This is a genomic window from Ruegeria sp. N7 (assembly GCF_056531345.1).
In genome coordinates, this window is record NZ_JBQFLR010000007.1 from 108,827 (window position 1) to 133,073 (window position 24,247).

At 56.9% G+C, this 24,247-nt stretch carries 17 protein-coding genes; 9 read left to right on the forward strand and 8 right to left on the reverse strand.

Features of this window, described 5'->3' with window-relative positions:
• The first annotated feature begins 10 nt into the window (after positions 1 to 10).
• Positions 11 to 1,336, forward strand: a complete 1,326-nt coding sequence (locus tag ACR0ES_RS10740; RefSeq protein WP_480870595.1) for an ammonium transporter — start codon at positions 11 to 13, stop codon at positions 1,334 to 1,336.
• A 71-nt stretch (positions 1,337 to 1,407) separates the two neighbouring features.
• Here the strand turns inward: ACR0ES_RS10740 and ACR0ES_RS10745 are convergent, their stop codons facing one another.
• From ACR0ES_RS10745 to ACR0ES_RS10760, 4 genes are all read right to left on the reverse strand, one after another.
• Entirely contained in the window at positions 1,408 to 2,592 is a 1,185-nt protein-coding gene (locus ACR0ES_RS10745) for an amino acid aminotransferase (RefSeq protein WP_480870598.1), read from the reverse strand.
• The gene (gene sseA / locus ACR0ES_RS10750) at positions 2,592 to 3,446 is read right to left on the reverse strand and encodes a 3-mercaptopyruvate sulfurtransferase (RefSeq protein ID WP_480483877.1); all 855 of its coding nucleotides are present in this window, start codon (positions 3,444 to 3,446) and stop codon (positions 2,592 to 2,594) included. Before sseA ends, ACR0ES_RS10745 begins: the two co-directional genes overlap by 1 nt.
• A gap of 93 nt (positions 3,447 to 3,539) precedes the next feature.
• Positions 3,540 to 3,809 (reverse strand): CBU_0592 family membrane protein, encoded by a 270-nt coding sequence (locus ACR0ES_RS10755; protein ID WP_209507253.1) that lies wholly within the window; start codon positions 3,807 to 3,809, stop codon positions 3,540 to 3,542.
• Positions 3,809 to 4,369 carry a helix-turn-helix domain-containing protein gene (locus ACR0ES_RS10760; protein ID WP_209507254.1) on the reverse strand — a complete coding sequence of 187 codons (561 nt, stop codon included), beginning with the start codon at positions 4,367 to 4,369 and terminating at the stop codon, positions 3,809 to 3,811. The genes ACR0ES_RS10755 and ACR0ES_RS10760 overlap by 1 nt, the downstream gene beginning before the upstream one ends.
• A 108-nt stretch (positions 4,370 to 4,477) precedes the next feature.
• Here ACR0ES_RS10760 and ilvD point away from each other — a divergent pair, with 108 nt between their 5' ends.
• The gene (ilvD, locus tag ACR0ES_RS10765; protein WP_480870600.1) at positions 4,478 to 6,310 is read left to right on the forward strand and encodes a dihydroxy-acid dehydratase; all 1,833 of its coding nucleotides are present in this window, start codon (positions 4,478 to 4,480) and stop codon (positions 6,308 to 6,310) included.
• Between the two features lie 128 nt (positions 6,311 to 6,438).
• Here the strand turns inward: ilvD and ACR0ES_RS10770 are convergent, their stop codons facing one another.
• The gene (locus tag ACR0ES_RS10770) at positions 6,439 to 7,257 is read right to left on the reverse strand and encodes a sulfotransferase family protein (protein WP_209599235.1); all 819 of its coding nucleotides are present in this window, start codon (positions 7,255 to 7,257) and stop codon (positions 6,439 to 6,441) included.
• A 143-nt stretch (positions 7,258 to 7,400) separates the two neighbouring features.
• Here ACR0ES_RS10770 and ACR0ES_RS10775 point away from each other — a divergent pair, with 143 nt between their 5' ends.
• Complete coding sequence (locus ACR0ES_RS10775) at positions 7,401 to 8,978, forward strand: DUF5928 domain-containing protein (RefSeq protein WP_480870602.1); 1,578 nt, start codon at positions 7,401 to 7,403, stop codon at positions 8,976 to 8,978.
• 316 nt (positions 8,979 to 9,294) lie between these two features.
• Positions 9,295 to 12,894: a flavoprotein gene (locus tag ACR0ES_RS10780; RefSeq protein WP_480870604.1), complete on the forward strand. Its 3,600-nt coding sequence runs from the start codon at positions 9,295 to 9,297 to the stop codon at positions 12,892 to 12,894.
• On the opposite strand, the gene ACR0ES_RS10785 is transcribed toward ACR0ES_RS10780, so the two are convergent.
• The 3 genes from ACR0ES_RS10785 to ACR0ES_RS10795 form a co-directional block, all read right to left on the reverse strand.
• A complete protein-coding gene (locus ACR0ES_RS10785; protein ID WP_480474678.1) occupies positions 12,891 to 14,054 on the reverse strand; it encodes a hypothetical protein in 1,164 nt (387 codons plus the stop codon). The genes ACR0ES_RS10780 and ACR0ES_RS10785 overlap by 4 nt on opposite strands.
• Before the next feature lie 20 nt (positions 14,055 to 14,074).
• Positions 14,075 to 17,350: an adenylate/guanylate cyclase domain-containing protein gene (locus ACR0ES_RS10790; RefSeq protein WP_480870607.1), complete on the reverse strand. Its 3,276-nt coding sequence runs from the start codon at positions 17,348 to 17,350 to the stop codon at positions 14,075 to 14,077.
• A 96-nt stretch (positions 17,351 to 17,446) separates the two neighbouring features.
• On the reverse strand, positions 17,447 to 18,352 hold the full coding sequence (locus ACR0ES_RS10795) for a LysR family transcriptional regulator (RefSeq protein ID WP_480773944.1): 906 nt from the start codon (positions 18,350 to 18,352) through the stop codon (positions 17,447 to 17,449).
• 103 nt (positions 18,353 to 18,455) lie between these two features.
• Here ACR0ES_RS10795 and ACR0ES_RS10800 point away from each other — a divergent pair, with 103 nt between their 5' ends.
• The 5 genes from ACR0ES_RS10800 to ACR0ES_RS10820 are packed head-to-tail and all read left to right on the forward strand — an operon-like array spanning position 18,456 to position 24,222.
• A complete protein-coding gene (locus tag ACR0ES_RS10800) occupies positions 18,456 to 19,898 on the forward strand; it encodes an aldehyde dehydrogenase family protein (protein WP_480870610.1) in 1,443 nt (480 codons plus the stop codon).
• On the forward strand, positions 19,898 to 20,872 hold the full coding sequence (locus tag ACR0ES_RS10805; protein ID WP_480773942.1) for a membrane dipeptidase: 975 nt from the start codon (positions 19,898 to 19,900) through the stop codon (positions 20,870 to 20,872). Before ACR0ES_RS10800 ends, ACR0ES_RS10805 begins: the two co-directional genes overlap by 1 nt.
• 4 nt (positions 20,873 to 20,876) lie before the next feature.
• The gene (locus tag ACR0ES_RS10810) at positions 20,877 to 22,565 is read left to right on the forward strand and encodes a hypothetical protein (protein ID WP_480559498.1); all 1,689 of its coding nucleotides are present in this window, start codon (positions 20,877 to 20,879) and stop codon (positions 22,563 to 22,565) included.
• Positions 22,562 to 23,191: a DUF3726 domain-containing protein gene (locus tag ACR0ES_RS10815; RefSeq protein WP_480483864.1), complete on the forward strand. Its 630-nt coding sequence runs from the start codon at positions 22,562 to 22,564 to the stop codon at positions 23,189 to 23,191. The genes ACR0ES_RS10810 and ACR0ES_RS10815 overlap by 4 nt, the downstream gene beginning before the upstream one ends.
• 11 nt (positions 23,192 to 23,202) lie before the next feature.
• Positions 23,203 to 24,222 (forward strand): Ldh family oxidoreductase, encoded by a 1,020-nt coding sequence (locus tag ACR0ES_RS10820; protein ID WP_480483863.1) that lies wholly within the window; start codon positions 23,203 to 23,205, stop codon positions 24,220 to 24,222.
• The last annotated feature ends 25 nt before the right edge of the window (positions 24,223 to 24,247 follow it).

A 24,247-nucleotide genomic window follows, 5' to 3' on the forward strand; every position in this document is an offset into this window, starting at 1 on the left:
AGGACTGACAATGAACCTGATGAAATCTCTCATCCCTGCCGCCGCCATTGTTGCGCTGCCGCAGATGGGTCTTACGCAAGAGGCCGCCGCAACCGGCGAAGCGGCACAGCACACCCAGTATATCTTTACCACGCTGCTGTTTCTGATGGCGGGCTTTCTTGTTTTCTTCATGGCCGCAGGTTTCGCCATGCTGGAAGGCGGTCTGGTACGATCCAAGAACGTTGCCATGCAGATGATCAAGAACGTGGCATTGTTTTCATTTGCCGCAATCATGTACTGGCTGATCGGGTTCAACCTGATGTATCCCGGCGACGGTTGGTCCATCACGGGCTGGCTTGGCCCGTTCTTCTCGACCACAACGCTTGATGCGGTTGGTGTTGCGCCGGCGGATGCGGCACTGGACTATGCTTCGGTCGGTTCAGACTTCTTCTTCCAGCTTGTGTTCGTGGCCGCGACCGCATCCATCGTTTCCGGCGCCGTGGCGGAACGGATCAAGCTTTGGCCCTTTCTGATCTTCGTCATCGTGCTGACAGGCATCATGTACCCGATTTCCGGTTCATGGAAATGGGGCGGCGGCTGGCTGGATGCCAAGGGCTTCGCGGACTTTGCCGGTTCGACCATCGTACACTCGGTCGGTGGCTGGGCTGCGCTGGCAGGGGCCCTTATCCTGGGCCCGCGGATCGGCAAGTACAAAGATGGCAAAGTTCACCCGATGCCCGGCTCTAACCTGGCGCTGGCGACCCTAGGAACGTTCATCCTGTGGCTGGGTTGGTTCGGATTCAACGGCGGCTCGCAGCTGGCGATGGGAACAGTGGGTGATGTATCGGACGTGTCACGCATCTTTGCCAACACCAACATGGCGGCTGCTTCGGGCTCGGTTGCAGCGCTGATCCTGACTCAGGTTCTGTACAGGAAGCCCGACCTGACGATGGTGCTGAACGGCGCGCTGGCGGGTCTGGTCTCGATCACGGCCGAACCGCTGGCCCCAACCCTGTTCGGTGCCCTGTGGATCGGTGCCGTGGGTGGTATTATCGTGGTCTTCGCGGTCCCGATGCTGGACAAGTTCAAGATCGATGATGTTGTCGGTGCCATCCCGGTTCACCTGTTCTGTGGCATCTGGGGCACCATCGCCGTCATTTTCTACGGTGACGCGAGCCTGGGCTCGCAGCTTCTGGGCATCGTCGCATACGGCGTTTTCACCTTTGTCGGCGCACTGATCCTGTGGACGATCCTGAAATCCACCGTCGGCATCCGTGTCAGCGAAGAGGATGAGATCAACGGCCTCGACATGGCTGAACTGGGAATGGAAGCATACCCCGAATTCTCGAAAGGCTAAGCCTTGCCTTCACCTGACAAAAAACCCGGGCGTTCGTGCCCGGGTTTTCGTTTCAAATGTCGCGTCTGCGTCTACACCCCAACATCCACTATTGCTTTGGCCAAAATCGGCACAGTCGCTGCGTTCAGCCCGGCAATGTTCAGGCGACTGTCGCCGACCATGTAGATACCGTGTTCAACGCGCAGTTTCTCGACCAGTTCCGGGGCCGCACCCAAGCGCGAGAACATGCCGCGGTGCTGGGCGATGAACCCAAACCGGTCGGATCCGGCCAGACGCTGCAACTCGTCAGCCAGTTGCTGGCGCAGGCCCAGCATGGACAGGCGAACCTCTTCCAGCTCAGTTGCCCAGTCTGCCCGCAACGCCTCATCCATAAGAATGGTCGTCACCACGCGCGCGCCGTGATCCGGCGGGAAGGAGTAGTTCTGGCGATTCAAAAACGCCAGAGTGGCCTGATTCAACGCCGTTTCAGCCGCGTTGTCACTGACGGCCATCAGCAACCCGGTGCGCTCACGATAGACGCCGAAGTTTTTCGAACATGACGCCGCAATCAGACATTCCTTTACCGATGAGGCCACCAGTCGCACGCCTTGCGCATCCTCTTCCAGACCGTCACCAAAGCCCTGATAAGCAATGTCGATCATCGCAACGAGGCCCAGCGCATTGATCAGGTTCACGACCTCCTGCCATTGCACCATATTCAGATTGGCACCGGTCGGATTGTGGCAGCAGCCATGCAGCAAAACCACGTCACCCGCTTTGGCAGTTTTCAGGTCTGCGATCATCCCATCGAAATCGGCGCCCCGAGTGTCTTCATCGAAGTAACGATACTGAACCGTTTCCATCCCCAGATAATTCAGGATCGACAGATGGTTGGGCCAGGTCGGGTTCGACACAAACACACGTGCCGAAGGGTTCGCCATCCGGATCAACTCGAACGCCTGACGGCAGGCACCGGTGCCGCCGGGTGTCGCTACTGCGGCGATGTTGCCGCGTGGCACAGAAGTACCCAAAATCAAACCGATCATCACATCCGCATAGGCCGGATCACCGGCCAGACCGGTATAGGCCTTTGTTTCCTGTTCTTCCCAGATGCGCTTTTCGGCGGCTTTCACCGCGCGCATCACCGGCGTCACGCCTTCGGCATTCTTGTAGACACCAACACCCAGATCGATCTTCTGATCGCGCGGGTCTTCGCGGTACATCTGCATCAGCGCCAGAATCTTGTCGGCGGGCTGCGGTTTCAGGTTCTCGAACATCAGTTCTCTCCGGTTGCGACGGGCAGGGTCGGGAAGGCACCCCATTCAGCCCAGGAGCCGTCATAAAGCGAGTGGTCTTTCTTGCCCATGCGTTCCAACGCAAGGCTGAGAATCGCGGCCGTGACGCCAGACCCGCAAGAGGTGATCACCGGTTTCGACAGATCGACACCTGCAGCCTCGAATATGGCGCGGCAGTCCTCGGGCGACTTCATTGTTCCGTTGGCGTTCAACAACTGCCCAAAGGGCACATTCCGCGAGCCGGGAATATGGCCCGAACGCAGCCCTTCGCGCGGCTCGGGTGCGGTTCCGGCAAACCGGTCGGCCGAGCGGGCATCGATGATCTCGTGATCTGCCAGCTTGGCGGCGGCGGAAACTTGCGTGACGTCCCGGACAAGCTGGTTTTGCACGCGAACAGTCATGTGGCGGTCGCGAATGACCGGAGGCAGATCCTCGATCTCGCGCCCCTCGGCCTGCCATTTTGGCAACCCCCCATCCAGAACCGCGATGTTTTCCTGCCCCATAAGACGGAACAGCCACCAAACGCGCGCTGCGGACATCAGCCCGGCACCATCATAAACCACAACCTGATGACCATCACCGACACCCATGGCCCGCAGGCGTGACATGAATTTTTCGACCGGTGGTGCCATATGAGGCAGGTCGGAACGGTGATCTGATATCTCATCAATATCGAAGAACCGTGCTCCGGGGATATGCCCGGCATCATATTCGGCCTTGGCATCACGGTTTTGCGCGGGCAAATACCACGACCCGTCCAGAATCCGCAGATCCGGGTCTTTCATATGCGCGGCCAGCCATTCGGTGGATACGAGGGTTTTCGGATCGTCCTGCATCAAAGCCTCCCCTAAGCGAGCTTGGGGTTTCCCTATACCCCGTGGCATGGGCGTTCAAGGCTGGATAGCGCTAGCGCTTGTGAACCTCTGGATTTATCGCGCCTTGCGCAGGCGGAAATGCTGGATGATGCCGATGATGCTGATCACAATCCAGAAGCCTTCGATCAGCATCGAAGCCAGATTGAAATTCTCAAGCAGCGAAAAGACGATCAGGACAGACCCCAGCAGGTTGATCACCGGAAAGGCCAGATCATCGGAATTCATCATCCGCATCTGCGTCGCGAAATACGCGGCCACCACGATCAGCGCCCCGAATGAGCCGATGGCATCCACGATGGTAAGAGTGTCAAAAATGGCAGTCATTAAGGTGCCTTACCAATTTCAGGAGTTTCTGTGTGTTGGGCGTAGTGATGCATATTCAGAAACGCAGCCCCCTGCGAACCGGCGCGATATCCGTGCGGCAGGTCCGCAGCAAAGCGCAACCCCTGCCCGGCCTGCAAGGGAACCCATTCCTCGCCACGCAGGATTTCCAAAGTACCGCTGAGGACAAACACTTCCTCGGTCACCCCGGCGGCATGAGCCGGGGATTCGTGGCTTTGGTTTGCGTCAAGGTTCACGTGAAAGGTTTCGGCACCCAGTGCGGGATCGAAGGGAAAGACGATCTTGACCTCGATACTGCCGGGAAAGGTTACGGTCTGAAAGACCGATGGATCGCCCAGCGTCGTGTCGATCAGCCCGCTGAGCGGTATTTGAAAACCCTTGGCGATTTTCCAAAGCGTGGCGATCGTTGGGCTCGATTCGCCGCGCTCAATCTGACCCAGCATGGCTTTGCTGACCCCGGTCATCTCGGCGACTTTGGACAGGCTCAACCCCGAGGCTGTCCGCACATCCCGTAATTTCAGCGTAATGTCGTCCATAGCCATACCCGCGCCCTGCGATTTACCTTGTACGTTATAACGCACATGTGCTACGTGCGCTATAACGTACGAACCCCGAATTATGCAACCCGAGGCAACAGGGAAAACAGCATCATGCCATTGTACCGATCCAGAACCTCTACCCATGGCCGCAACATGGCTGGCGCACGTGGCCTTTGGCGGGCCACAGGCATGGGTGACGACGATTTCGGCAAACCGATCATCGCCATCGTCAACTCGTTCACCCAGTTTGTGCCGGGTCACGTGCATCTGAAGGACCTGGGCCAGATGGTCGCGCGCGAGGTCGAAGCAGCAGGTGGCGTGGCGAAAGAGTTCAACACGATCGCCGTGGATGACGGTATCGCCATGGGCCATGACGGGATGCTGTATTCGCTGCCCTCACGCGAAGTGATCGCGGATTCGGTCGAATATATGGTCAACGCCCATTGTGCGGACGCTATGGTCTGCATTTCGAACTGCGACAAGATCACTCCCGGCATGCTGATGGCCGCCATGCGTCTGAACATCCCGGCCATTTTCGTCTCAGGCGGTCCGATGGAAGCGGGCAAGATCGACATCGCCGATCTGGAGGCCAAGAAGATTGACCTTGTGGACGCTATGGTGGCCGCTGCGAACGACAAGTTCACTGACGAACAGGTTCAGCACATCGAAGAAAACGCCTGCCCCACATGTGGTTCATGTTCGGGCATGTTCACCGCGAATTCGATGAATTGTCTGGCTGAGGCACTGGGTCTGGCCCTGCCGGGTAACGGCTCGACTCTGGCGACGCACGCAGACCGCAAAGAACTGTTCCTTGAAGCCGGCCGCAGGATCGTCGAGATCACCAAGCGCCATTACGATCTGGATGAAAAAGGCTTTCTGCCCCGTGAGATTGCCACCTTTGATGCGTTCGAAAATGCCATGAGCCTTGATATCGCCATGGGTGGATCGACCAACACGGTGCTGCACCTGCTGGCCATCGCGCATGAGGGTGAAGTTGACTTCACCATGGCCGATATGGACCGCCTCAGCCGTCGCGTTCCCTGCCTCTGCAAAGTCGCGCCCAACACCGAAAATGTGCATATGGAAGACGTCCACCGTGCCGGTGGTATCTTCTCGATCCTGGGTGAGCTCAGCCGCGCGGGCCTGCTGCACAACGAATGCAGCACCGTGCATTCGGCCACGATGGGAGAGGCGATTGCCAACTGGGACATCACCATTGCCAACAACCCCAAGGCACAGGAGCTGTTCAAGGCCGCCCCCGGCGGTGTGCGCACCACACAGGCGTTCAGCCAGTCGAACCGGTTCAAGGAACTGGACACCGATCGTAAGGGTGGCGTGATCCGGTCCAAGGAACACGCGTTCAGTCAGGACGGCGGTCTGGCGGTTCTGTTCGGCAACATCGCACGTGACGGCTGTATCGTGAAAACCGCTGGTGTGGATGCCAATATCCTGCAATTCACCGGCTCGGCTTATGTATGCGAAAGCCAGGATCAGGCGGTCAGCCACATCCTGACCGGCAAGGTGAAAGAGGGCGATGTTGTGGTGATCCGCTATGAAGGCCCGCGTGGCGGTCCGGGGATGCAGGAAATGCTGTACCCGACATCCTACCTGAAATCGAAGGGGCTTGGCAAAGCCTGCGCCTTGCTGACCGACGGGCGGTTTTCGGGCGGCACGTCCGGTCTGTCGATCGGCCATGTCTCGCCCGAGGCGGCCGAAGGCGGTGAGATTGGTTTGGTCCAGAATGGCGACACAATTGAAATCGACATCCCCAACCGCTCGATCCATCTGGCCGTCTCAGATGAAGAGCTCGCCGCCCGGCGCGAAGCACAGGACGCAAAGGGCTGGGTGCCTGCTGCGCCGCGCAAACGCAAGGTGTCTACTGCGCTTAAGGCCTATGCCAAGCTGACCACCAGCGCGGCAAAAGGAGCCGTGCGTCAGGTCTAAACCTATGCATTATCGGTCTGCTGACGTGGCGGACCGGTAAGCCGATCATCCACAGGCGCTCTCGGACCCAACCAGAGCAGGTGTTTCGCAAGAAACGTTTACGATGGATGGGGCATCCTGCCTTAAGATCAATCGCCCAGCTTGGCGTGAATTTCGTCCAGATCGATTTCGCCAATCGGCATCTTGTTTGCCGGGTTTTCGAAATCGTATTTGAACAACTCGAAATCCTGCTTGTAGATTTCGTAGACCAGATGCATCGACAGGTCGTCGAAATAGTCCTCAACCGGATGTGCGCGCTTGGGTCCATGGCCTTCGGATTCGTTGAATCGGGGTATTTCGGACAGCGAAACTGAATGCTTCAGCTTGGTATTATCCAGAACCCCCTGCATCCCATCGTTGAACGCTTCGGTCCAGAAGATCCGATCATAACGACCGCCGTTCACGATGAAGGTCGACACGTGACCAGACATGGCTGACCAGTGAATATCCGGGTCCATCGGGCGTCGCCAGCGGATGGTATCACGCGCAAACAGCAGGAACCGGCGAAAGCTGGCGATCTGGTCAAACTCTCCCTTGCCATCGTCTCCGCCCACTTCGATCCCGTAATTGTAGATCAGCGTTGGCACCAGATTGCCACGATACCGTTTGCCGTTACGCTGGATCCCGCAGATCTTGTCAAAAAACGAGCTCAGAATACGCGTGTACGGGTTGCGCACACAGGTAAAGGAATACGAGGCGTGATCGCGCACATTTTTGGAAATCAGGTCCTGGCTCTGATCAAAGGCCCATTTGTGCATACCATCCTTGGCGTCATGGATATCGCCGTCAAAGAACTGGCCGTGATCCGAATAATACATGATCTGCCCAATGGTCGAGCAGGCGCATTTGGGCACGACGCGGTACACCATGCTTTCGCTCTCGGTCATCCAGGTACCGGGAAAACCCATCTGCTGTGCCTCCTACGCTGGTCTGGTCTCAAACCGATATGCCAGCTTTTGATAACAAGGAACCAAAATTATTCTGTTTATTCAATCGCTCATCCTCAGTATCACGGTTGAAACCGGGCAGAAACGGAAATTACCTAACCTCGATGGCTAAGATTGCCTATATATTGTTGTGCCATAAGGACCCTGATGCAATCATTGCACAGGCTGAACAGCTGACTGCTGCGGGCGATTGCATGGCGATCCACTTTGACGCCAGCGCCAGCCCCGAAGCTTACGGGCGCATCCGTTCCGCGCTGGATCAAAATCCGAACGTGACCTTTGCAAAAAGGCGCATCAAATGCGGCTGGGGAGAGTGGTCGCTGGTGCAGGCCACGCTGAACGCGCTGCAGGCTGCTGTCGAAACCTTCCCACGCGCCACGCATTTTTATATGCTGTCCGGTGATTGCATGGCGATCAAAACGGCAGAATACACCCATCGGTTTCTGGATAATCACGACAAGGATTTCATTGAAAGCCACGACTTTTTCGAAAGCGACTGGATCAAGACCGGCATGAAAGAAGACCGGCTAATCTATCGCCATTATTTCAATGAACGCACCCAGCCGAAACTATTCTACGCTGCCTATGAAACGCAGAAGCGTTTCGGGCTGACGCGGCGAATTCCCGAAGACCTTCAGGTTATGATAGGCAGCCAATGGTGGTGTCTGCGCCGCCGAACGGTCGAGATGATTCTGGACTTCCTGCGACAGCGCAGGGACGTGATCCGGTTTTTTGCGACCACCTGGATACCCGATGAAACCTTCTTTCAAACGCTGGTACGCCATCTGATCCCGAAGGGTGAAATCGAAAACCGTACACCGACATTCCTGATGTTTTCGGATTATGGAATGCCCGTCACGTTCTACAACGATCACTATGACATGCTTCTGGGTCAGGACTATTTGTTTGCCCGCAAGATCAGCCCAGAGGCGCATGAACTGAAAGAGCGTCTCGGCTCACTTTACGCGAGTGAGGGCATCGATTTTTCCATCTCGAACGAGGGGCGCAGTCTGTATGCGTTTCTGGCCGGCCGGGGGCGCATCGGGCGCCGGTTCGGGCAACGTTTCTGGGAGGCCGGAAGTGTTCTGGGCCCCGACCGAGAGCTGTTTGTGATCGTGTGCAAGAAGTGGCATGTCGCCAAAAGGCTGGTCGATCAGATCGCGTCTGAAACAGATATCCCCTGCGTCGAATACCTGTTTAACGAAGAGGAAACTCAACTGCCTGATCTGGGCGGTATTGAAACGACGCTGACCAAGCGCTCGCGCCATCGGCGAGCCGTTGTACGAATGCTTTTCGAAAGTTTCGGATCAAACCAGTTGGTTCTGTGCCTCGACCCGGCCAATCTGGACGTAGTTCAGGATTTCAGCGGTGATCAGGCCAAAACCCATGTGCTTGAGGTCGAATGCGAATATTCGGACGAATACCTGATCGGACATGCGCGCCGCGTCGGCTTGGCGGGGGACAACAGCCCGGTCGAGACTGTTTCCCATCTGCTGCCGACACTTCGCAACGATCTGAGTTACGAGTCCCAACAAATCCGCGCCGCCGGTTTGGACAATTACCTGCGACTGCGGGAAACCACCCAGCGCGCCGAAAACGTAGCTGTCATATCCGAATTTCTAGGGGTGGACGAAGAAAAGGCCAGCGCGGTTATGCGGCTGGACTACCTGTTCGCCGATTAAACGGAAGATCAGCCTGAAATCCGACAGCTTTTCGGCCCCCTTCGGTGCATAAGGTGCACCGCATATTTGCCTGCCGGAGCGGACGGCCTAAACCCAACATCACTGCCATCGTGATTTTTATTCAAAAATCGGATACTGTGCAGCCAATTGGGCCAATTTGCTTATACTTTTTCTTTGGCAGGCCGGCCCTGGCCAGTGACAGGCAAAAACAGACCCGCCCTTTATTCAGAATGACGGGTATCTGCACATCGCAAAACCCGAAAGCCCCGGCTGGCCGCACTTAGACATTTGAAACGCAACTCCGGGGGGAACAGTTGTGCTTATAGATCAAATTGAAACGTCCAGATCATATATCCCAAATGACGCAGACTGGAACCTGATATACAAGGTTCTGCCGGGCGAGGCCAAGATTGCCGACCCGTCAGTTATTAACCCTCATTTCGAATGTATCGAGGTGACCGACAACACGGTTCTGCCAGCAAGCGGCATGTATGTTGTTCTGCGCGGTGTGGTTCAGCTGCGGCAGAATGGAAATCCTTTGGCCAGCGCGGATGTCGGTGACTATTTCTATGAAGAGCACCTTCAGATATCGGACATTCCCGTCAGCCTCGAAGCGCTTGCGCTGGACGGATCGCGGCTGGCTTTTCTGTCCAGCGAGAACTGGCGGCAGATACCAGAGGAAATCCGGCAACCCTGCTTCGCCACGATGTTCGGCGATCTGGTCAGTGTTCAATTGCAGAATTTCCAGCAGCCGATCAATTGTTGCAGCGTGACGGCTGCCGCCCTCAGCATGTCCGCGTTGGGCTTCAGTTGCGAAGTGAACGACATTTTCCGTGAATGCGCGCTGCCTTCGTCTTTCGTCGTCAATGACGGTATCTCACTGGGTGAGCTGTTTGACGTCGCGTGTACCTACATTCATTCGCAGGGCCTGCGGGACAGGGTTCAGGTTCAGGCCTATTTCATGGACGAGGACACGACAAACGTGCAGCTGTTGCTGGATGCGATTGACGAATCCAACCGGCTGGGTGGTGACAACGATATTCTGGTGGCGAATTTTCAGGTCGGCGTCGCCCATGGCAAAGCGAATATGCCGGGCGGGCATTTTGCCGTCATCGCCAAGTGCAACCCAAGCACTGGGCTGGTGCACATGATGGACGTACATCCTGAGAAATACGGCAAGCTTTGGGTTACAACCGCAGACCGGCTTTGGAAGGCGATGTCGGACCGTGATGGAACCTCGATGCGGTCGCGTGGTATTTTGCGCTTCTCGGCGCGTGCCGCGGTCAAGACGCATCTGAAGACATTCAGGCAACGATGCAACTATGTCGACAGCACACTCTATCTGGCGAAAGACCCCAAGAAACGGCGCAACCTGTTCCGCCGCGCCACTCCGAACATGAACTCCTTGGGGGTATTGGTGGAAAGCCTCGCCATTCACGGCGACGACAAGGTAGACGAAGACGAGCTGCTGCGGGCCACCGAAGCCTCTTTCACGGATGTTGTCTCACGGGTGGCCACGGCCGCGGACATGCACGACATGGCCCAGAAATACCTGAACGGGTCCGAAAACGTGCACCTGAGCAGTTCACTTCGCAGTTTCGGAACGCGCGAGGACACATCGATCGATACCCCCGAAGACTGGTTCAAGATGCAACTTCAGGGCCTGGACGCCATTACGGACCGTCACCTGATGATCAATATCGACTTTAATCGGGTCACCGGGATCGAAGCCATCCGCCCACCAGTAAACGTTTACCGGGAAACCGCGTTGCTCGAAGAATTCTGGTGCCTCTGTATCGCATATGATGAAGCAACCGACCTTGTGACGATCGTCGACATGAGCCCCGCAACGTCACAGGTCTGGCAAGCCCCTCGCGGCAACATCTTCCGCGGGCTACGCGATCTGGAAAACCCGGCGTTGCTGGTGATCGAAACGGTTGAGCCGCCCGAAGACCCCGGAGATGTCACCAGCATTATCCGGAACAACCCCATGGTTCTGTTTTATGAAGATGAAGACCCATGGTCCTACATGCTCAGAAGTGTTCTTTCGAACATCGGTGCGACCAGCGTAAAGCAGGTAGATGTGGGCGGTCGCGACCCCAACGCGATAAAGATGCGACGTCAGCTGATATCTTTAGGTGAAAAACCCAAAGTTCCCTACCTGTTTTTCCAAGGCCAATGCATCAGCAAAGGCGAAAAGCTGGAAGACATTGTGGACATGATCAAGGCGGGTCACCTTCAGGACCGCATGATCGAAGCGGGTCTTCCCGTTTCCAAGCTTGAAGAGACGCCCAGCCTGAACAAGAACATGTTCGGCTATCCCAAAGGTGTGATGAACCAGGTAAGCAGCGGCAAACGCAACGTGCTGCTTTGTGCCTGCGGATCATCAGCGGCAGACAAGATCCCCGAACTGGTTGAGCGCATCGTCGACGCCGGACACAATGTCAAACTGATCCCTTCCACTTCGGCCGAGAAGTTCTTTCGGGACTTCGGAGCTGAACGGATCGACGCCAAGATCACCCATAACGACTACTACCGCGACGATGATGAATGGAACTTCCGTTACATGGAATTCGACATGCCGGTGCGAGCGTCTCATCTGGCGCTATGCGACTGGGCCGATTGCGTGATCGTCGCTCCTATCACCTGCAACACCATGGGCAAAGTGGCAAACGGGATCGCCGATAACCTTCTGACCTCGGTCTTTGTGGCGTGGCAGTACCAGAAGAAGCCCGTGATCCTGTGCCCGGCCTGTAACACGAATATGTGGAACAACATCACCACCCAGAACAATGTCGCAAGACTGAAGACGCTGGGCATTGATTTCATAGGTCCCCGGGAAGGCCGGCTGTCAAACGGTCGGATGGGGATTGGCATGATGGCCACACCTGACCAGATCATGGAAGCATTGGGCGAAGCGTTCGAAGAACTGGACGACCAAAAATACCGCGTGTGCAAATGGGCCCGAGAGGCTGCCGCCGCTGATGATATCAATGAATGGAAACGTGTGTTCCGCGCCATCGATGAAGGTGTCGTGGGCATCAATATCGTGGACGAGGCCCACGGCGATTCATTGCTGCATTATGCGGCCGGTGGCGAAGGAGAGTTGAACGAAGGCGGTCACGATCTGGGCAAGCCAGACTATGAAGCGGCACAGGATTTGATTGACCGCGATATCGACGTCAATATCGTCAACGATCACGGTTTCACGGCATTGCATGTGGCTGTGATGAACAAAGCCCCAAGGATGGTCGACATCCTGTTGCGCGCCAAAGGCATGGATGCAACCTCGTGCATTGAATTTGTTCAGGGCGTGGATATCGCACCCGAAATCCGGACCATGCTGGATGCTTGGGCGCAGGATCACAATCTTAAGATAAAAGATGCGGAACAGGGACGTGACGAAACCTTTATTGCCGTTCAGGAACCCACCTATCTGTATTTCACATACGGCTCCCTGAAACAGGGGTTCCCGAACCATGAGGCTCACAGCCGGGTCTTGAATGACTTTGTCGGGCCGGCCCGCACGCGGCAACCAATGCCCCTGATCGTTCCAAATGAACCGTTCTGCGACAATCCGAACTGTGGCTTCCTGCACCGAATGGCGACCCTTGTCGATCAGCAGGGCATGGGCAAACAAGTAAGCGGAGAGGTTTACCGGGTGACGGAATCGGGCCTGCACGAGCTGGATAAGCTGGAAGGTTATCATGGTCCGGGCTCGTCCAAGAACGTCTATATCCGCAAAAAGATCAACGTGATCTTGGATGGGGTGATGAAACCCGCCTACGCTTATGTGATCGCCGATCCTGAAAAGTACATGCAAAACTGGCGTGACGGCAAATCAGATGTCATCAGCGACTACACGTTGGATATGGCGCAGGGTGAACCCAAGCCCGGATTCGAGCCGGCTATCTAGTTTTCCGCTGTGCTGACTGGTGGCGGTTTCGGGCTTTCCTTGGAACTGAGATTATAGGCCGTGATCACCACCATACAAAGCAGGACGAACGGCCAGAACCCGGCCTTGGGAATAAGGTTGTCCCGATAGTGGATGATCCGCAACGACGTCTCAACGTCGGACGCAAACAGGTATGTATTGACCGAAACTGCCAGCAGCATGAAGTACATCAGGAAAAAGAACGACTCCATATAGATCACAGGAGAGCCTGCGAACCCTTCACGCAGCTGCACATGGGCCAACAGGATCACGAAAAACAGAACCGAGCAGGTTCCGATTACACTGGACGTGCTGAAGTCATGCCGATCTGCCAGCCCCTCGCGGCGCGTGACGGTCATCAGCGCCCCAAACAGCAGCATTGTCACGACAAGCAGCGGGACCATGTGCACGATGAACGCGTTTGCGAAATTGCGTTTGATGACAAAGTTATAATGCAGCTCGGGCATGTTGGTTTGATAGGCGTTCTGAGCGATGCCCAACGTCGTATCCAGGCTTGACAACTTATAGTCGAAATAGGTGTTCTCACGTTCCCACGTACCCATCACGATCTGACTGTCGATGCCGAAAATATCATCCGGGCCGGTCGCAGAATAAGCCTCAAAGTCAGGAACCAGCGCAACATTGATGTCAAAAGATGCGGGCCAGAAGCGCACCCAGACCGTTTTGTGATCAAAGGGGTAGCGGGTGTAGTCAAAACTCTGCCGAAGGGTTTGTTCAAAATACCACCCGATCAGCAACCCATCTTGTTGCGGCAGCCGATAGGCCTCTTCGATCAGGCCGTTTGCTGTATCGACCGCTTCCGGCAGAAGAAAACCGATCTCACCCTCGGCCGGACGGATCTCATCATGAACACCTGTGATGTAGCGCTGCCAGACGTAACCGGTGACCTGCACGTCGCTGGCACCAAGAAAGCTGAATGATTTTAAGAAGATCCCCGTTTTAACGCGGTAATCCGGCACGGCATCCAGTTTTTCCAGATACGCGTCCACTGATGCCTGATCCGGAAGTTGAGTGGGATCACCCTCAAAATGATTCAGTTCGATCCAAAGTTTGAGCAAGAGACCCCCAAGCCCAAGGGTCAACAAGCCAGAAATCAGCCACACCTTTCTTTCAACGCTCATTCAGCCTCCTGCCGTGTCACCTAATCAGCCAGAAACCCCACTGAACCCAGAAGGGATTGCGTGATACCCATAGCGGCAAACTGCGTTGCCAGATCGGCATACCCCCCGTGTTGTATTGGCGGAGTGTTCTGCTGTCCGCTTTCAGCCAAAAGTCGTATTTGACAAATGGATAAATCGACCATTGGCAAAGGTTCGGTAGTCGTGAAGGCTGCAAGCCCATCTGCATATTCAATTGCTGCGTCCCAATCGCCGCGCGCCAGCATGACGGCGCTGGCATCCGAGTAAAAGTGCAGGTGACTGTGCCCCACACATCCCTCGGCAATGATTTCAGACCCCAGGTTCAACAAGCGCGTTTGCTCATCAAGGTTGGTCTCGGCCATTGCCAGAGCCGACAGAGCTTTGGGCCCTACAAAGTTCCGCCCATGTTCAAGCGCGATTTCAACCGCGCGACGCCCGGTCGTACGCGCGCGGTCTGACTGTCCGGCATAAACCTGCGTTCGCGCCAGGTGTTCAAGGGCCTGCGCCTCAAGACGTTTTGCCCCGACGCGTTCCGCAATTTCGGCTGAAACACTGAACGCGTCCAGCGCCTGATCAAGGTTGCCCAGAAAGGTCTCGGCCACGCCCAGGCACGTCTGTGCAACGCATTCCGGAACAAAGGCAAAGTACTTTTGCGAGACTTCAATAGCCTCAATGGCGTCCGCCTTGCCCTGTGCGACGTCCCCGGTGTAACTGCGCGCGACGCTGAGATTGTGCAGATTGGCAGCCAGATCGCGGACCAGCCCTTTTTCGCGCGCCCGCTCAACAGCCTGCGTATAAAAGCCTGTCGCTGTCTTCATGGTGGCTTTCATGAAGTTTGCATCACCAAATCCGCTTAGCGCCCCTACCTCAAGGCGGGCAGAGCCAAGTTTGCGGGCAAGCGTCAGGGCGCGTTCATTGGCGCTCTGCGCTTCCTTGTCCCGGCCCAGAGGGAAATAGACATTTCCGCGCACGTAGTTGATCTGAGCGACATCCCGCTCTGACCCGCAACGCTCGGCGGCGGATTCAGCCAGATCGAGCGCCTCCAGCGCGTCCTGATACAGGCTGGCTTGCCGCGCAGCCTGCGCAAGCCCGATATGCGCGCGGCTTATTTGCTCATCGGTTTCGGCAACACGGGCAGCTTCCCGAAATTCACGCAGTGCGTCGCTGGAAAGACCCTGAAGCCTGTGCGTTTCAGCCCGTGCGCAAAGCAGATCGAACCGGACACCTGCAGGGGACGGCAGTTCCAGGGCACGTTCGATCAATGGGCTGGCATCGTCGAACCTGAAGGCCTGGATCAGTTTTTCCGCCGCTTCCAGATACGCCTGTGCAGCGTTATTCGCCCCTGCCCGATCCAAATGTTGTGCGCACAAAGTTGCATCGCGATCCTCGAACCACTTGGCGGCCTGCCTATGCAGGCGCGCACGCTCGGATTTGACCAACGTTGCATAGGATCCATCCCTGATCAGCGCGTGGGCAAACATGAGGTCAGGCCCCGCCTCTCGGACCAGCGCGGATCGGATCAGGCTGGTCGTATCCAGATGCCCTTCACCCAGAATAAAGTTCAGCACTTCTGCAGAGAACCGTTGCCCCAGTACCGATGCTGCCTGAATGGCGGAGCGGCTGTTTCGATCCAGTGCATCCAGTCGGGACTGAACGATACCCTGAATACTGCCAGGCACGCTTTGCTGTGTAAGCACATCCGTATTGCGCAACAACTGCTCAAGAAACAGCGGATTTCCCCCGGCACGTTTGACGCAGGTGTCCAGCAACTCGGGGTCGATGGCCGTGAATTCTTCGACCAACAGTCTGGCCTGTTCCTCGCCCATCGGCGCCAGTTCCATCTTGGATACCAGCGCGCCATCGGTTGCCATTTGCCATTCCCGGTCAATCGGGTCGCCTTCGGCCCGGCTGGTCATCATCAACACGCAAGGGATATCCCGAGTTGCCGCCGCCATATGAGAGCAGGCCATCAGGATCTCGGGCGAAGCCCAGTGGATGTCCTCGATCTGGATCAGCAGGGGGGCTTCCTGGCTGCAGGCCGACAGCAACTCTTCAATGACCTGCCGCCGTCCGCGCAGGCGGGTCTTGTTGTCCATCACCGCAAACACCTCGGCCAGTCCCGAATCCTGCTCCAGTTCAAGCAGCGCATTGAGGTGCGCGGCGTTCGGAGGGCTGACCCAGCCCCTGGCGATTGTCTCCCTGGCCGCTGCGGCACCTGTTTCCGCGCCATCTGCCGGGTCAAGACCCAAGATACTGCGGGCGACCATCTGAATGGCCGAATGCCCTTCGCGCGCGCCGAAATCCATCACGACACCGTTGTGGATCGTGTAGGACTGGCCGGATGCCAGCTCAGCAACTTGCTCGGACAAATGGGTTTTCCCGATCCCGGGCTCACCCAGGATCACATGGACTTCGCCCTTGCCGTGACGCTTGCATCGGTCAAATGTGGCCGAGAACACCGACAACTCCCGCTCGCGCCCGATGAATTTGTGACGCCGTGTGCGAATGTTCCGGGCCAATCGATCCAGACGCCAGACTTCAACGGGATCATTCAGCCCTTTGATGGCCTTCACACCAATGGATTCGCCCACGAATAGCGGCCCCAACGCGCGCTGAATGTCGTGTGAAACCAGAGTCTCACCCCCCGCGGAAATATCCGTCAGGCGGGACGCCAGATTCACCCCGTCTCCTGTAACGGTGTATTCCGTATGCGACTGACTTCCGGTCGTACTGGCAATGACTTGACCCGAGGCAATACCGATGTGGCAGGAAAGCGGCGGTGACAAGGTCGGCAGAGCTGCATGTATCTCGGCAGCAGCACGCGCGGCCCTTTCGGTATCATTGGTGTGTGAAATCGGCGCTCCGAAGACGGCCATGACCGCATCGCCGATATGCTTGTCTATACGACCACCGTATTTTTCGACGACATTGTCCACTTTGCTAAAGAATTGATTCAGCAGCGCATGCAGATCTTCAGCATCCAGCTCGCTGGATAGTTTCGTGAATGCGGTCAGATCGGCAAACATCACAGTAACCTGTCGCCGCGCGGGCTCGAGCTGTGCAGCAGATTCAGGTTCTGCTGAGGTTTGGCTGGCATCAATCTGTTCGATGGCGCGCAGCAGCCGCCGCCGATCACCGACGGCCGTCACCCCAATTTCGATCAAATCCTCGGCCGTCAAATCAGGCAGGATGGAGAAATCGATTTTGTTGTCTGCGAAGGCCTGCGCGTACTCGTTTAATCCAATTGCGCTCAGCCAGCCCCTCAGGTCCTGAGACATGTTGCCCCTCTGAAGTCCCCCACTTCATTCAGGAACCTAGCATGTGCGCCGCTTCGAGTCTGCTAGAACCTATTTAATTTATGCTTTTGAGCAGGGTTAATCCAAAACTGGCTCCTGCACCAAGCCAGCGTTTCCAAAACCGCTCGACAGGATATACGAACAGCAGGCCTGGGTGATCTCGCGGAAGCGGGCTCTTTCCCGACGGTAAATATATACCTCTCGCTTGTCTGGCAAATCTGAAATCGGACGAAAGGCGACCGCATCCGGGATGAACTGTGCGACGGTCTGCGGCAGGACCGTGATCCACTGGCCTGCCCTGACAGTCGTGATCAGGGAATGCGTGTTGTGAATGGTAACCTCGGCCCTGTCCAGAATCTTTTTGAACGAGGAGGATTCAATAATGTCGCACAAGGCGTTTCGCACGAAGGGTGCCGCCATCAGGTCACAGATTTCGGGCGGTTTGGCCCGTGTCATAAGCGGATGATCGGATGCTGCAACCAGTCCAAAACGATCCTGAAAAAGCGGCTCGGCACTGACCCCATTCAGGGGATGATGGCCAGATGCAATGCCGATATCCGCCTTGTCCCCGGCGACGGCGTCCAGAACCTGTTGCGAATCCCCGTCTCGCAACTCGATCTTCAACCCCGGAAAGCGTGATGTCATATGTCCCAGCAAGGCGGGAAAGACCAAGGCCCCCACCGACGGCACGGATACGATACGGATCAACCCATGTTCCGCCTGCGCCGCCATTTCTATGTTCTGAACAGTCTGATCAAAATCGCGCACCTGTTTGAGAGCAAGGTCCAGAACCTGCTGACCCAGCGGCGACAGGTGATTTTTCCGTTCACCTTCAAACAGTTTCTTGCCCAAGTGATCTTCAAACTGCTTCAGCATCATTGAGACGGCGGATTGTGTCCGACCCAGACGGCTGGCAGCCTCGGCAAGGTTTCCGGTTTGGGCCACGGTACAAAAACACCGCAGCATCTCGACTTTCATCGCCATACTTCAAACTTTCTGAAGCTTCCTAAAGTTATTTGAGTTTGACTGATGTTAGCCGAAAGTTCCATCCTGGCCCAAATCGAAATTTGCGAATTTGGGGCCTGACGTGACCAAACTGAACCTGATTGCCGGCGAATGGCTGGCGGGCGAAAGCGAAATTGAAAACCGCAATCCTTCGGATCTAAGCGATCTGGTTGGCATGTTCACACAGGCCAGCGCCGATCAGCTTGAGGCGACGCTGGATCAGGCGCGCGTCGCGCAGGCCGAATGGGCTGCCTACGGGCTGGAGCGGAAACAGGCCGCCCTGAACGCCATCGGCAACGAGTTGATGACCCGCGCCGAAGAGCTGGGTACATTGCTGAGCCGCGAAGAAGGCAAGCCGCTGGCCGAAGGCAAGGGTGAGGTTTTCCGGGCCGGTCAGTTCTTCACATATTACGCCGCCGAGTGCCTGCGCCAGATCGGTGAGAACGCCGATTCCGTGCGCCCCGATATCGAAGTGGATGTGCGCCGCGAAGCTGTTGGCGTTGTCGCAATCATCAGCCCGTGGAACTTCCCCACTGCAACGGCCTCGTGGAAGATTGCCCCGGCGCTGTGCTATGGCAACGCGGTTGTGTGGAAACCTGCCAACATCACCCCCGCCTCGGCTGTGGCCCTGACTGAAATCATCGAACGGCAGGATATTCCGAAAGGTCTGTTCAGCCTTGTGATGGGCTCCGGCCGTTCGGTCGGGCAACGTCTGGTGGAAAGCCCCAAGGTCAATGCGATTTCCTTCACCGGATCGGTGCCCGTGGGCAAAGGCATCGCCGCCGCAGCAATCCAGAACCTGACCAAGGTTCAGATGGAAATGGGGTCCAAAAACGCGCTGGCGGTGATGGACGACGCCGATCTGGATCTGGCAGTGACGCTGGCACTGGGCGGGGCCTTTGGCGGCACCGGTCAAAAATGCACCGCCTCATCGCGTCTGGTGGTTCACGCGGACATCCACGATGCCTTTGTCGAGAAACTGGTTGCCGGTGCGCAGGCAATGAAAGTGGGTCACGCACTGGAAGCAGGCGTGCAGATGGGCCCCGTCGTCAGCCAGCAGCAGTTGAATGAAAACCTCGCCTATGTCGACCTGGGCAAATCCGAAGGGGCCGAGCTGGCCTGTGGCGGTCAGCGCCTGGAGATGCCTCATGACGGGTTCTACATGTCGCCGGGCGTGTTCCTGAACACCACCAACGACATGCGCATCAACCGCGAAGAAATGTTCGCACCGCTTACATCCGTCATCAAGGTCGGCAGCTATGATGAAGCGCTGAGCGTGGTCAACGACACCAATTTCGGCCTAACCTCGGGCATCGTGACCAAGTCGCTGGCCCGCGCCACCCATTTCCGCCGCAACGCGCGCACCGGCGTGGTGACGGTTAACCTGCCCACCGCTGGCACCGATTACCACGTGCCTTTCGGTGGCCGGGGCGACAGCTCATATGGTCCACGCGAACAGGGTAAGGCAGCGGCTGAATTCTATACGACGGTCAAAACCGCCTATATCAGCGCGGGCCCCGTCTGATGAGGGTCGACGGCCTGCAATATGCCAATTGGTCGGAGAAGATATTTCGCCAATTGCGCGAAGGGCGCGTGGACGCGATCCACGTCACCATCTCCTATCATGAGAATTTCCGAGAAACGGTTCTGAATTTCGAGAAATGGAACCGTTGGTTCGAGCAATATCCGGATCTGATCATGAAAGGGCGGTGGGCCGGCGATATCGACACGGCCCGTGAAACAGGCCGGACCGCCGTGTTTTTCGGGTTTCAGAACCCGTCGCCCATCGAAGACGACATCGGGCTGGTTGAAATCCTGCACGATTTGGGCGCGCGGTTCATGCAACTGACCTATAACAACCAATCCCTGCTGGCGACCGGTTGTTATGAGGCCGAAGACACCGGCATCACCCGAATGGGCAAGCAGGTGATCAAAGAGATGAACCGCGTGGGCCTTGTGGTGGACATGAGCCATTCGGCTGACCGGTCCACAATCGAGGCGGCTGAACTCTCAGACCGGCCCATCGCAATCACGCATGCCAATCCGCACGATTGGTCCCCGGCCCTGCGCAACAAGCGAGATGATGTCATCCGCGCCGTGACTGAAAACGGTGGGATGCTGGGTTTTTCGGTCTACCCTCACCACCTGAAGGACAAGTCTGACTGCACGCTGGAAAGCTTTTGCGAGATGATCGCCCGCACTGCGGATAAATACGGGGCCGAACATCTGGGGATCGGCACTGACCTGTGCCAGGATCAGCCTGACAGTATCGTTGAATGGATGCGTGTGGGGCGGTGGACAAAAGAAATCGACTATGGCGAAGGCTCGGCCTCTGCTCCGGGGTTTCCACCAATGCCGGGCTGGTTTCAGGACAACCGAGACTTTGGAAACATCGAACAAGGGTTACGCGCGACCGGCCTGAACGATGACGAAGTGGCCGGGATCATGGGCAGGAACTGGTATCGGTTCTTTGCCGAGAACTTCGTCCCACAAAGGTAGCCAAATGGAACCACACGCGCAGACAGAGATCGCCAGACGTGACCCCGCTACGGTCATGCGGCTGTCACGGCTGGGATCATTGCATCAATGCCGGCTCAGCTTTATGCGGCAACTGACACGCCGCATGGCCGATGAAAACTGGAGCTTCTCGCGACCTGCATTCGAAATTGACGACAAAGGTGTCGGCCATGCGGTCTATACCGCGCAAGGCCCCGATCGCGCCTATTCGCTGGTAGCATTTGCCCATGACCTGCCTGCCGATCAACGGTCAGACCGGGTTATTGCCGAAGCCTGGGACGCCACCTTTGCGCTGTTCGACGGTATCCCGACGCTAGAAGACATTGATCGGCTGTCGCGGAACGTACCGCTGCAAGAGGCAGGGCGTGTCAGCGAAACCGAATTGTCACTGTCACGCGCCAACCGTTCCGTGCGACTCTGGGCTCATGTGGTGGATCGTCTGGCTGCGGGCCAACAACCGGACCTGGAACAGATTTATCAGGTCGGCTATCTGATGAGGACCACGGCTGTTTACGGGTCGGGCAAATTCGGCGCTGCGGATCGTGAGAAAACGGCGGACCGGGATGAGGTCAGCGGTCCCTTCCAGATCGAAATGCTGTCGGTGTACCTGACCCGGATTTTTGTACGCGATCTGGTGCAATATATGGCGCAGGTCAAAGGTGGGGATCAAACCGCCGAGCTTGATCCTGAAATCGCACGCTGGCTGGGCATCGGAAATTCCACAGGACTGGGAATGGCGCCGTTCATCGTGAACCATCCCGTTCTGTTCAACAACTGGATCATGGCGCGGGAAGAGGCCATCTCGCGCGTGCGGTCAATTAAGACAGCGACCGAAAAAGACGCGTGCGTCTTTCGCGACGTATTCGCGCGCAGCAAACAGTCAATCGCGTGGTGGCAATCCGAACATCCGATACAGGTGGAAAAACTGGCGGCACTGAAGGACGACCTGAATTCGATCGACGTATTTCTGGCTACAGACGACCTGACACGAGACCATCCGTGGGATCGCATGATCCGATGGTCGGAAACCGCGCTCAGCGAAGAAGGCCAGGAGTTGCTGGCCTCGCTGATCCTTGAGCCTTACGGAGATGTCGTGGATGGGCTGTCCAGCTGCATGGCGGACACAAACACGGCTGCACAGGTTATTGATGGAACAATGCCGGTGTCAGGGGTGCGTACCTTGATCCGGAACAGTTTTGACTGGGCGCTGGATCTTGATTGGAGTGATCCGAAAAACTGCGCGCGCGCCTGGTACGTTTCCGAAGAGAAACTTGAACCCCGACTGGGTGAACGGTTTGAAGAACCAATTGCGGACTATGAACAACCGCTCGCGCCCGCGCGTGATGCGGCGATGGCTTTCAGGGCTCTGCAAGACTGGCCGGATGATGCGCCGATAGCAGAATTTCTTTTGCGCCACCCCGAGCACCGCCACACCGTGCGCCGCGCCCAAATCAGCCGTATCGCGCCATATGGTGAGATTCATGACAACACAATCGGCGCGAAAGTGATGCCCATCGATATGTTGCGCGCAAAGCTGTCCTTCTTTGGCGCGACGCATTTCGACCCTCGTTCAGATCGCTGGGTCCGCATCTGCATGTATGCCGGCGCCCCCTACCCTGATGAGCTAAATACCGCAAACTCAGATTTGTGGGTTTATCCGGAGGTTGCACAATGACTTTTTCATTGAACGAAGTCGAAGCAACCGCCAAACGTGCAACCCGCGGGGCCGGATATGCCTGGGGCGTGGCGGAAGAGGCTGCAAAGGCCACCCGTTGGCTAAGCGCCCAAGGGTTCGACGGGCCCGCTATTCTGGCCCAACTGCTCAAACGTGAATATGCGCCCTGTCTGGAACGCCACATTCCTGTGCTTCCGAACGGAGTATGGGTTGGCGAACAAGACCTGTGCCCCCTGATGACCGGAGCTGTGATATCGGATTCCCCGACCGTCCTGTCCCAAGGCACCATTGCGATTTCAAATCTCGCAGCACCGCTGCTGTTGCTGCCCTTTGTCGCTGCGGGGGCCAAAAAGCTGGGAAAGACAGTAAAAGTCACCTTCGACGGGTATTCTGCGACAACTGATGGTGTTCATCTAAGCTGTGCAGACAGCAATTTGGACCGCGCTGATCATGTTGAGATAACCGAGGGCGACCACATTCAATACGGTCGCCCCCTGCTAAGCCGTGCCGCCCCAAATGCAGAGGCGTGGCAGATCCTCAACTCCATGGCGCACCGTACATATGCCCCTGCAACTGAAGAATCCCGACTGCTTGGCGCTGGTTCCGGCCTGTCGGACAATGACTGAAGGATCATCAGATGACCGAGACCCAAACCCTGTCGCTTGCCGAAATCGAAAAGCTGTCCTTCACCGCGTTGGTTGCCGCTGGCACAAGTGAAGAAAGCGCGCGCCCTCTGGCCGTGGCCACTGCGGCAACCGAAGCGGATGGGGTGGCCAGTCATGGTCTGGCTTATATCCCGATCTACTGTGAACACGTACAATGCGGGAAGGTTGACGGTCAGGCAGTACCGACGCTGGAAACGCCGCGCCCCGGCCTTATCCGCGTAGACGCTGCGACCGGGTTCGCACATGCAGCCATTGAAATGGGCTTTGATGCATTGATCCCGGCGGCTCGTGAACAGGGCATCGCGGCCCTTGCGATCACCAACAGCTACAATTGCGGTGTGTTGGGTTATCACACGTATCGACTGGCGCAGGCGGGTCTGGTTGGTCTTGGATTCACCAATGCACCAGCATCCATTGCACCTTCGGGTGGATCGAAGCCCGTTGTCGGCACCAACCCGTTCTCTGTTGCGGTACCGGGTCCAGACGGGCAACCCGCGTTGCTGATTGACCAGAGCGCCAGCACCATCGCCAAAAGCGAAGTGATGAAACACGCCAGAGAAGGCAAGGCCATCCCGGTCGGCTGGGCACTGGACCCGGACGGAAACCCGACAACAGACCCGAATGTCGGTCTGAAAGGAAGCATGGCCCCATCCGGCGGGTACAAAGGTGTGGGTATCGCTTTGCTGACTGAAATCATGGCGGCCGCTTTGACAGGATCTACTCTTGGGCTGCATGCCTCTCCGTTCTCGGGAACGGTCGGGGGTCCACCGAAAACCGGGCAGTTCTTCATCGCTATTGACCCTGCGGTTTCGTCAAATGGACTGTTTTCAACCGCAATATCGGATCTGGTCGTGTCGATCAGAGATCAGGACGGCGCGCACCTGCCCGGAGATGGGCGCCGTGCATGTCGCCTTGCCGCAGGTCAAAAAGGTGTCGCCGTCAACACTGCTACATTGGCTAGGATTGACGCGATAATTCAGGAAAACAGTTAAGAGCAGCCACCAGACCGGGCGGATG

Coding starts and splice junctions, on each gene's coding strand:
- ACR0ES_RS10740 (WP_480870595.1), top strand. CDS start 11: ATGAACCTGATGAAATCTCTCATCCCTGCCGCCGCCATTGTTGCGCTG.
- ACR0ES_RS10745 (WP_480870598.1), bottom strand. CDS start 2,592: ATGTTCGAGAACCTGAAACCGCAGCCCGCCGACAAGATTCTGGCGCTG.
- sseA (WP_480483877.1), bottom strand. CDS start 3,446: ATGCAGGACGATCCGAAAACCCTCGTATCCACCGAATGGCTGGCCGCG.
- ACR0ES_RS10755 (WP_209507253.1), bottom strand. CDS start 3,809: ATGACTGCCATTTTTGACACTCTTACCATCGTGGATGCCATCGGCTCA.
- ACR0ES_RS10760 (WP_209507254.1), bottom strand. CDS start 4,369: ATGGCTATGGACGACATTACGCTGAAATTACGGGATGTGCGGACAGCC.
- ilvD (WP_480870600.1), top strand. CDS start 4,478: ATGCCATTGTACCGATCCAGAACCTCTACCCATGGCCGCAACATGGCT.
- ACR0ES_RS10770 (WP_209599235.1), bottom strand. CDS start 7,257: ATGGGTTTTCCCGGTACCTGGATGACCGAGAGCGAAAGCATGGTGTAC.
- ACR0ES_RS10775 (WP_480870602.1), top strand. CDS start 7,401: ATGGCTAAGATTGCCTATATATTGTTGTGCCATAAGGACCCTGATGCA.
- ACR0ES_RS10785 (WP_480474678.1), bottom strand. CDS start 14,054: ATGAGCGTTGAAAGAAAGGTGTGGCTGATTTCTGGCTTGTTGACCCTT.
- ACR0ES_RS10790 (WP_480870607.1), bottom strand. CDS start 17,350: ATGTCTCAGGACCTGAGGGGCTGGCTGAGCGCAATTGGATTAAACGAG.
- ACR0ES_RS10795 (WP_480773944.1), bottom strand. CDS start 18,352: ATGGCGATGAAAGTCGAGATGCTGCGGTGTTTTTGTACCGTGGCCCAA.
- ACR0ES_RS10805 (WP_480773942.1), top strand. CDS start 19,898: ATGAGGGTCGACGGCCTGCAATATGCCAATTGGTCGGAGAAGATATTT.
- ACR0ES_RS10810 (WP_480559498.1), top strand. CDS start 20,877: ATGGAACCACACGCGCAGACAGAGATCGCCAGACGTGACCCCGCTACG.
- ACR0ES_RS10815 (WP_480483864.1), top strand. CDS start 22,562: ATGACTTTTTCATTGAACGAAGTCGAAGCAACCGCCAAACGTGCAACC.
- ACR0ES_RS10820 (WP_480483863.1), top strand. CDS start 23,203: ATGACCGAGACCCAAACCCTGTCGCTTGCCGAAATCGAAAAGCTGTCC.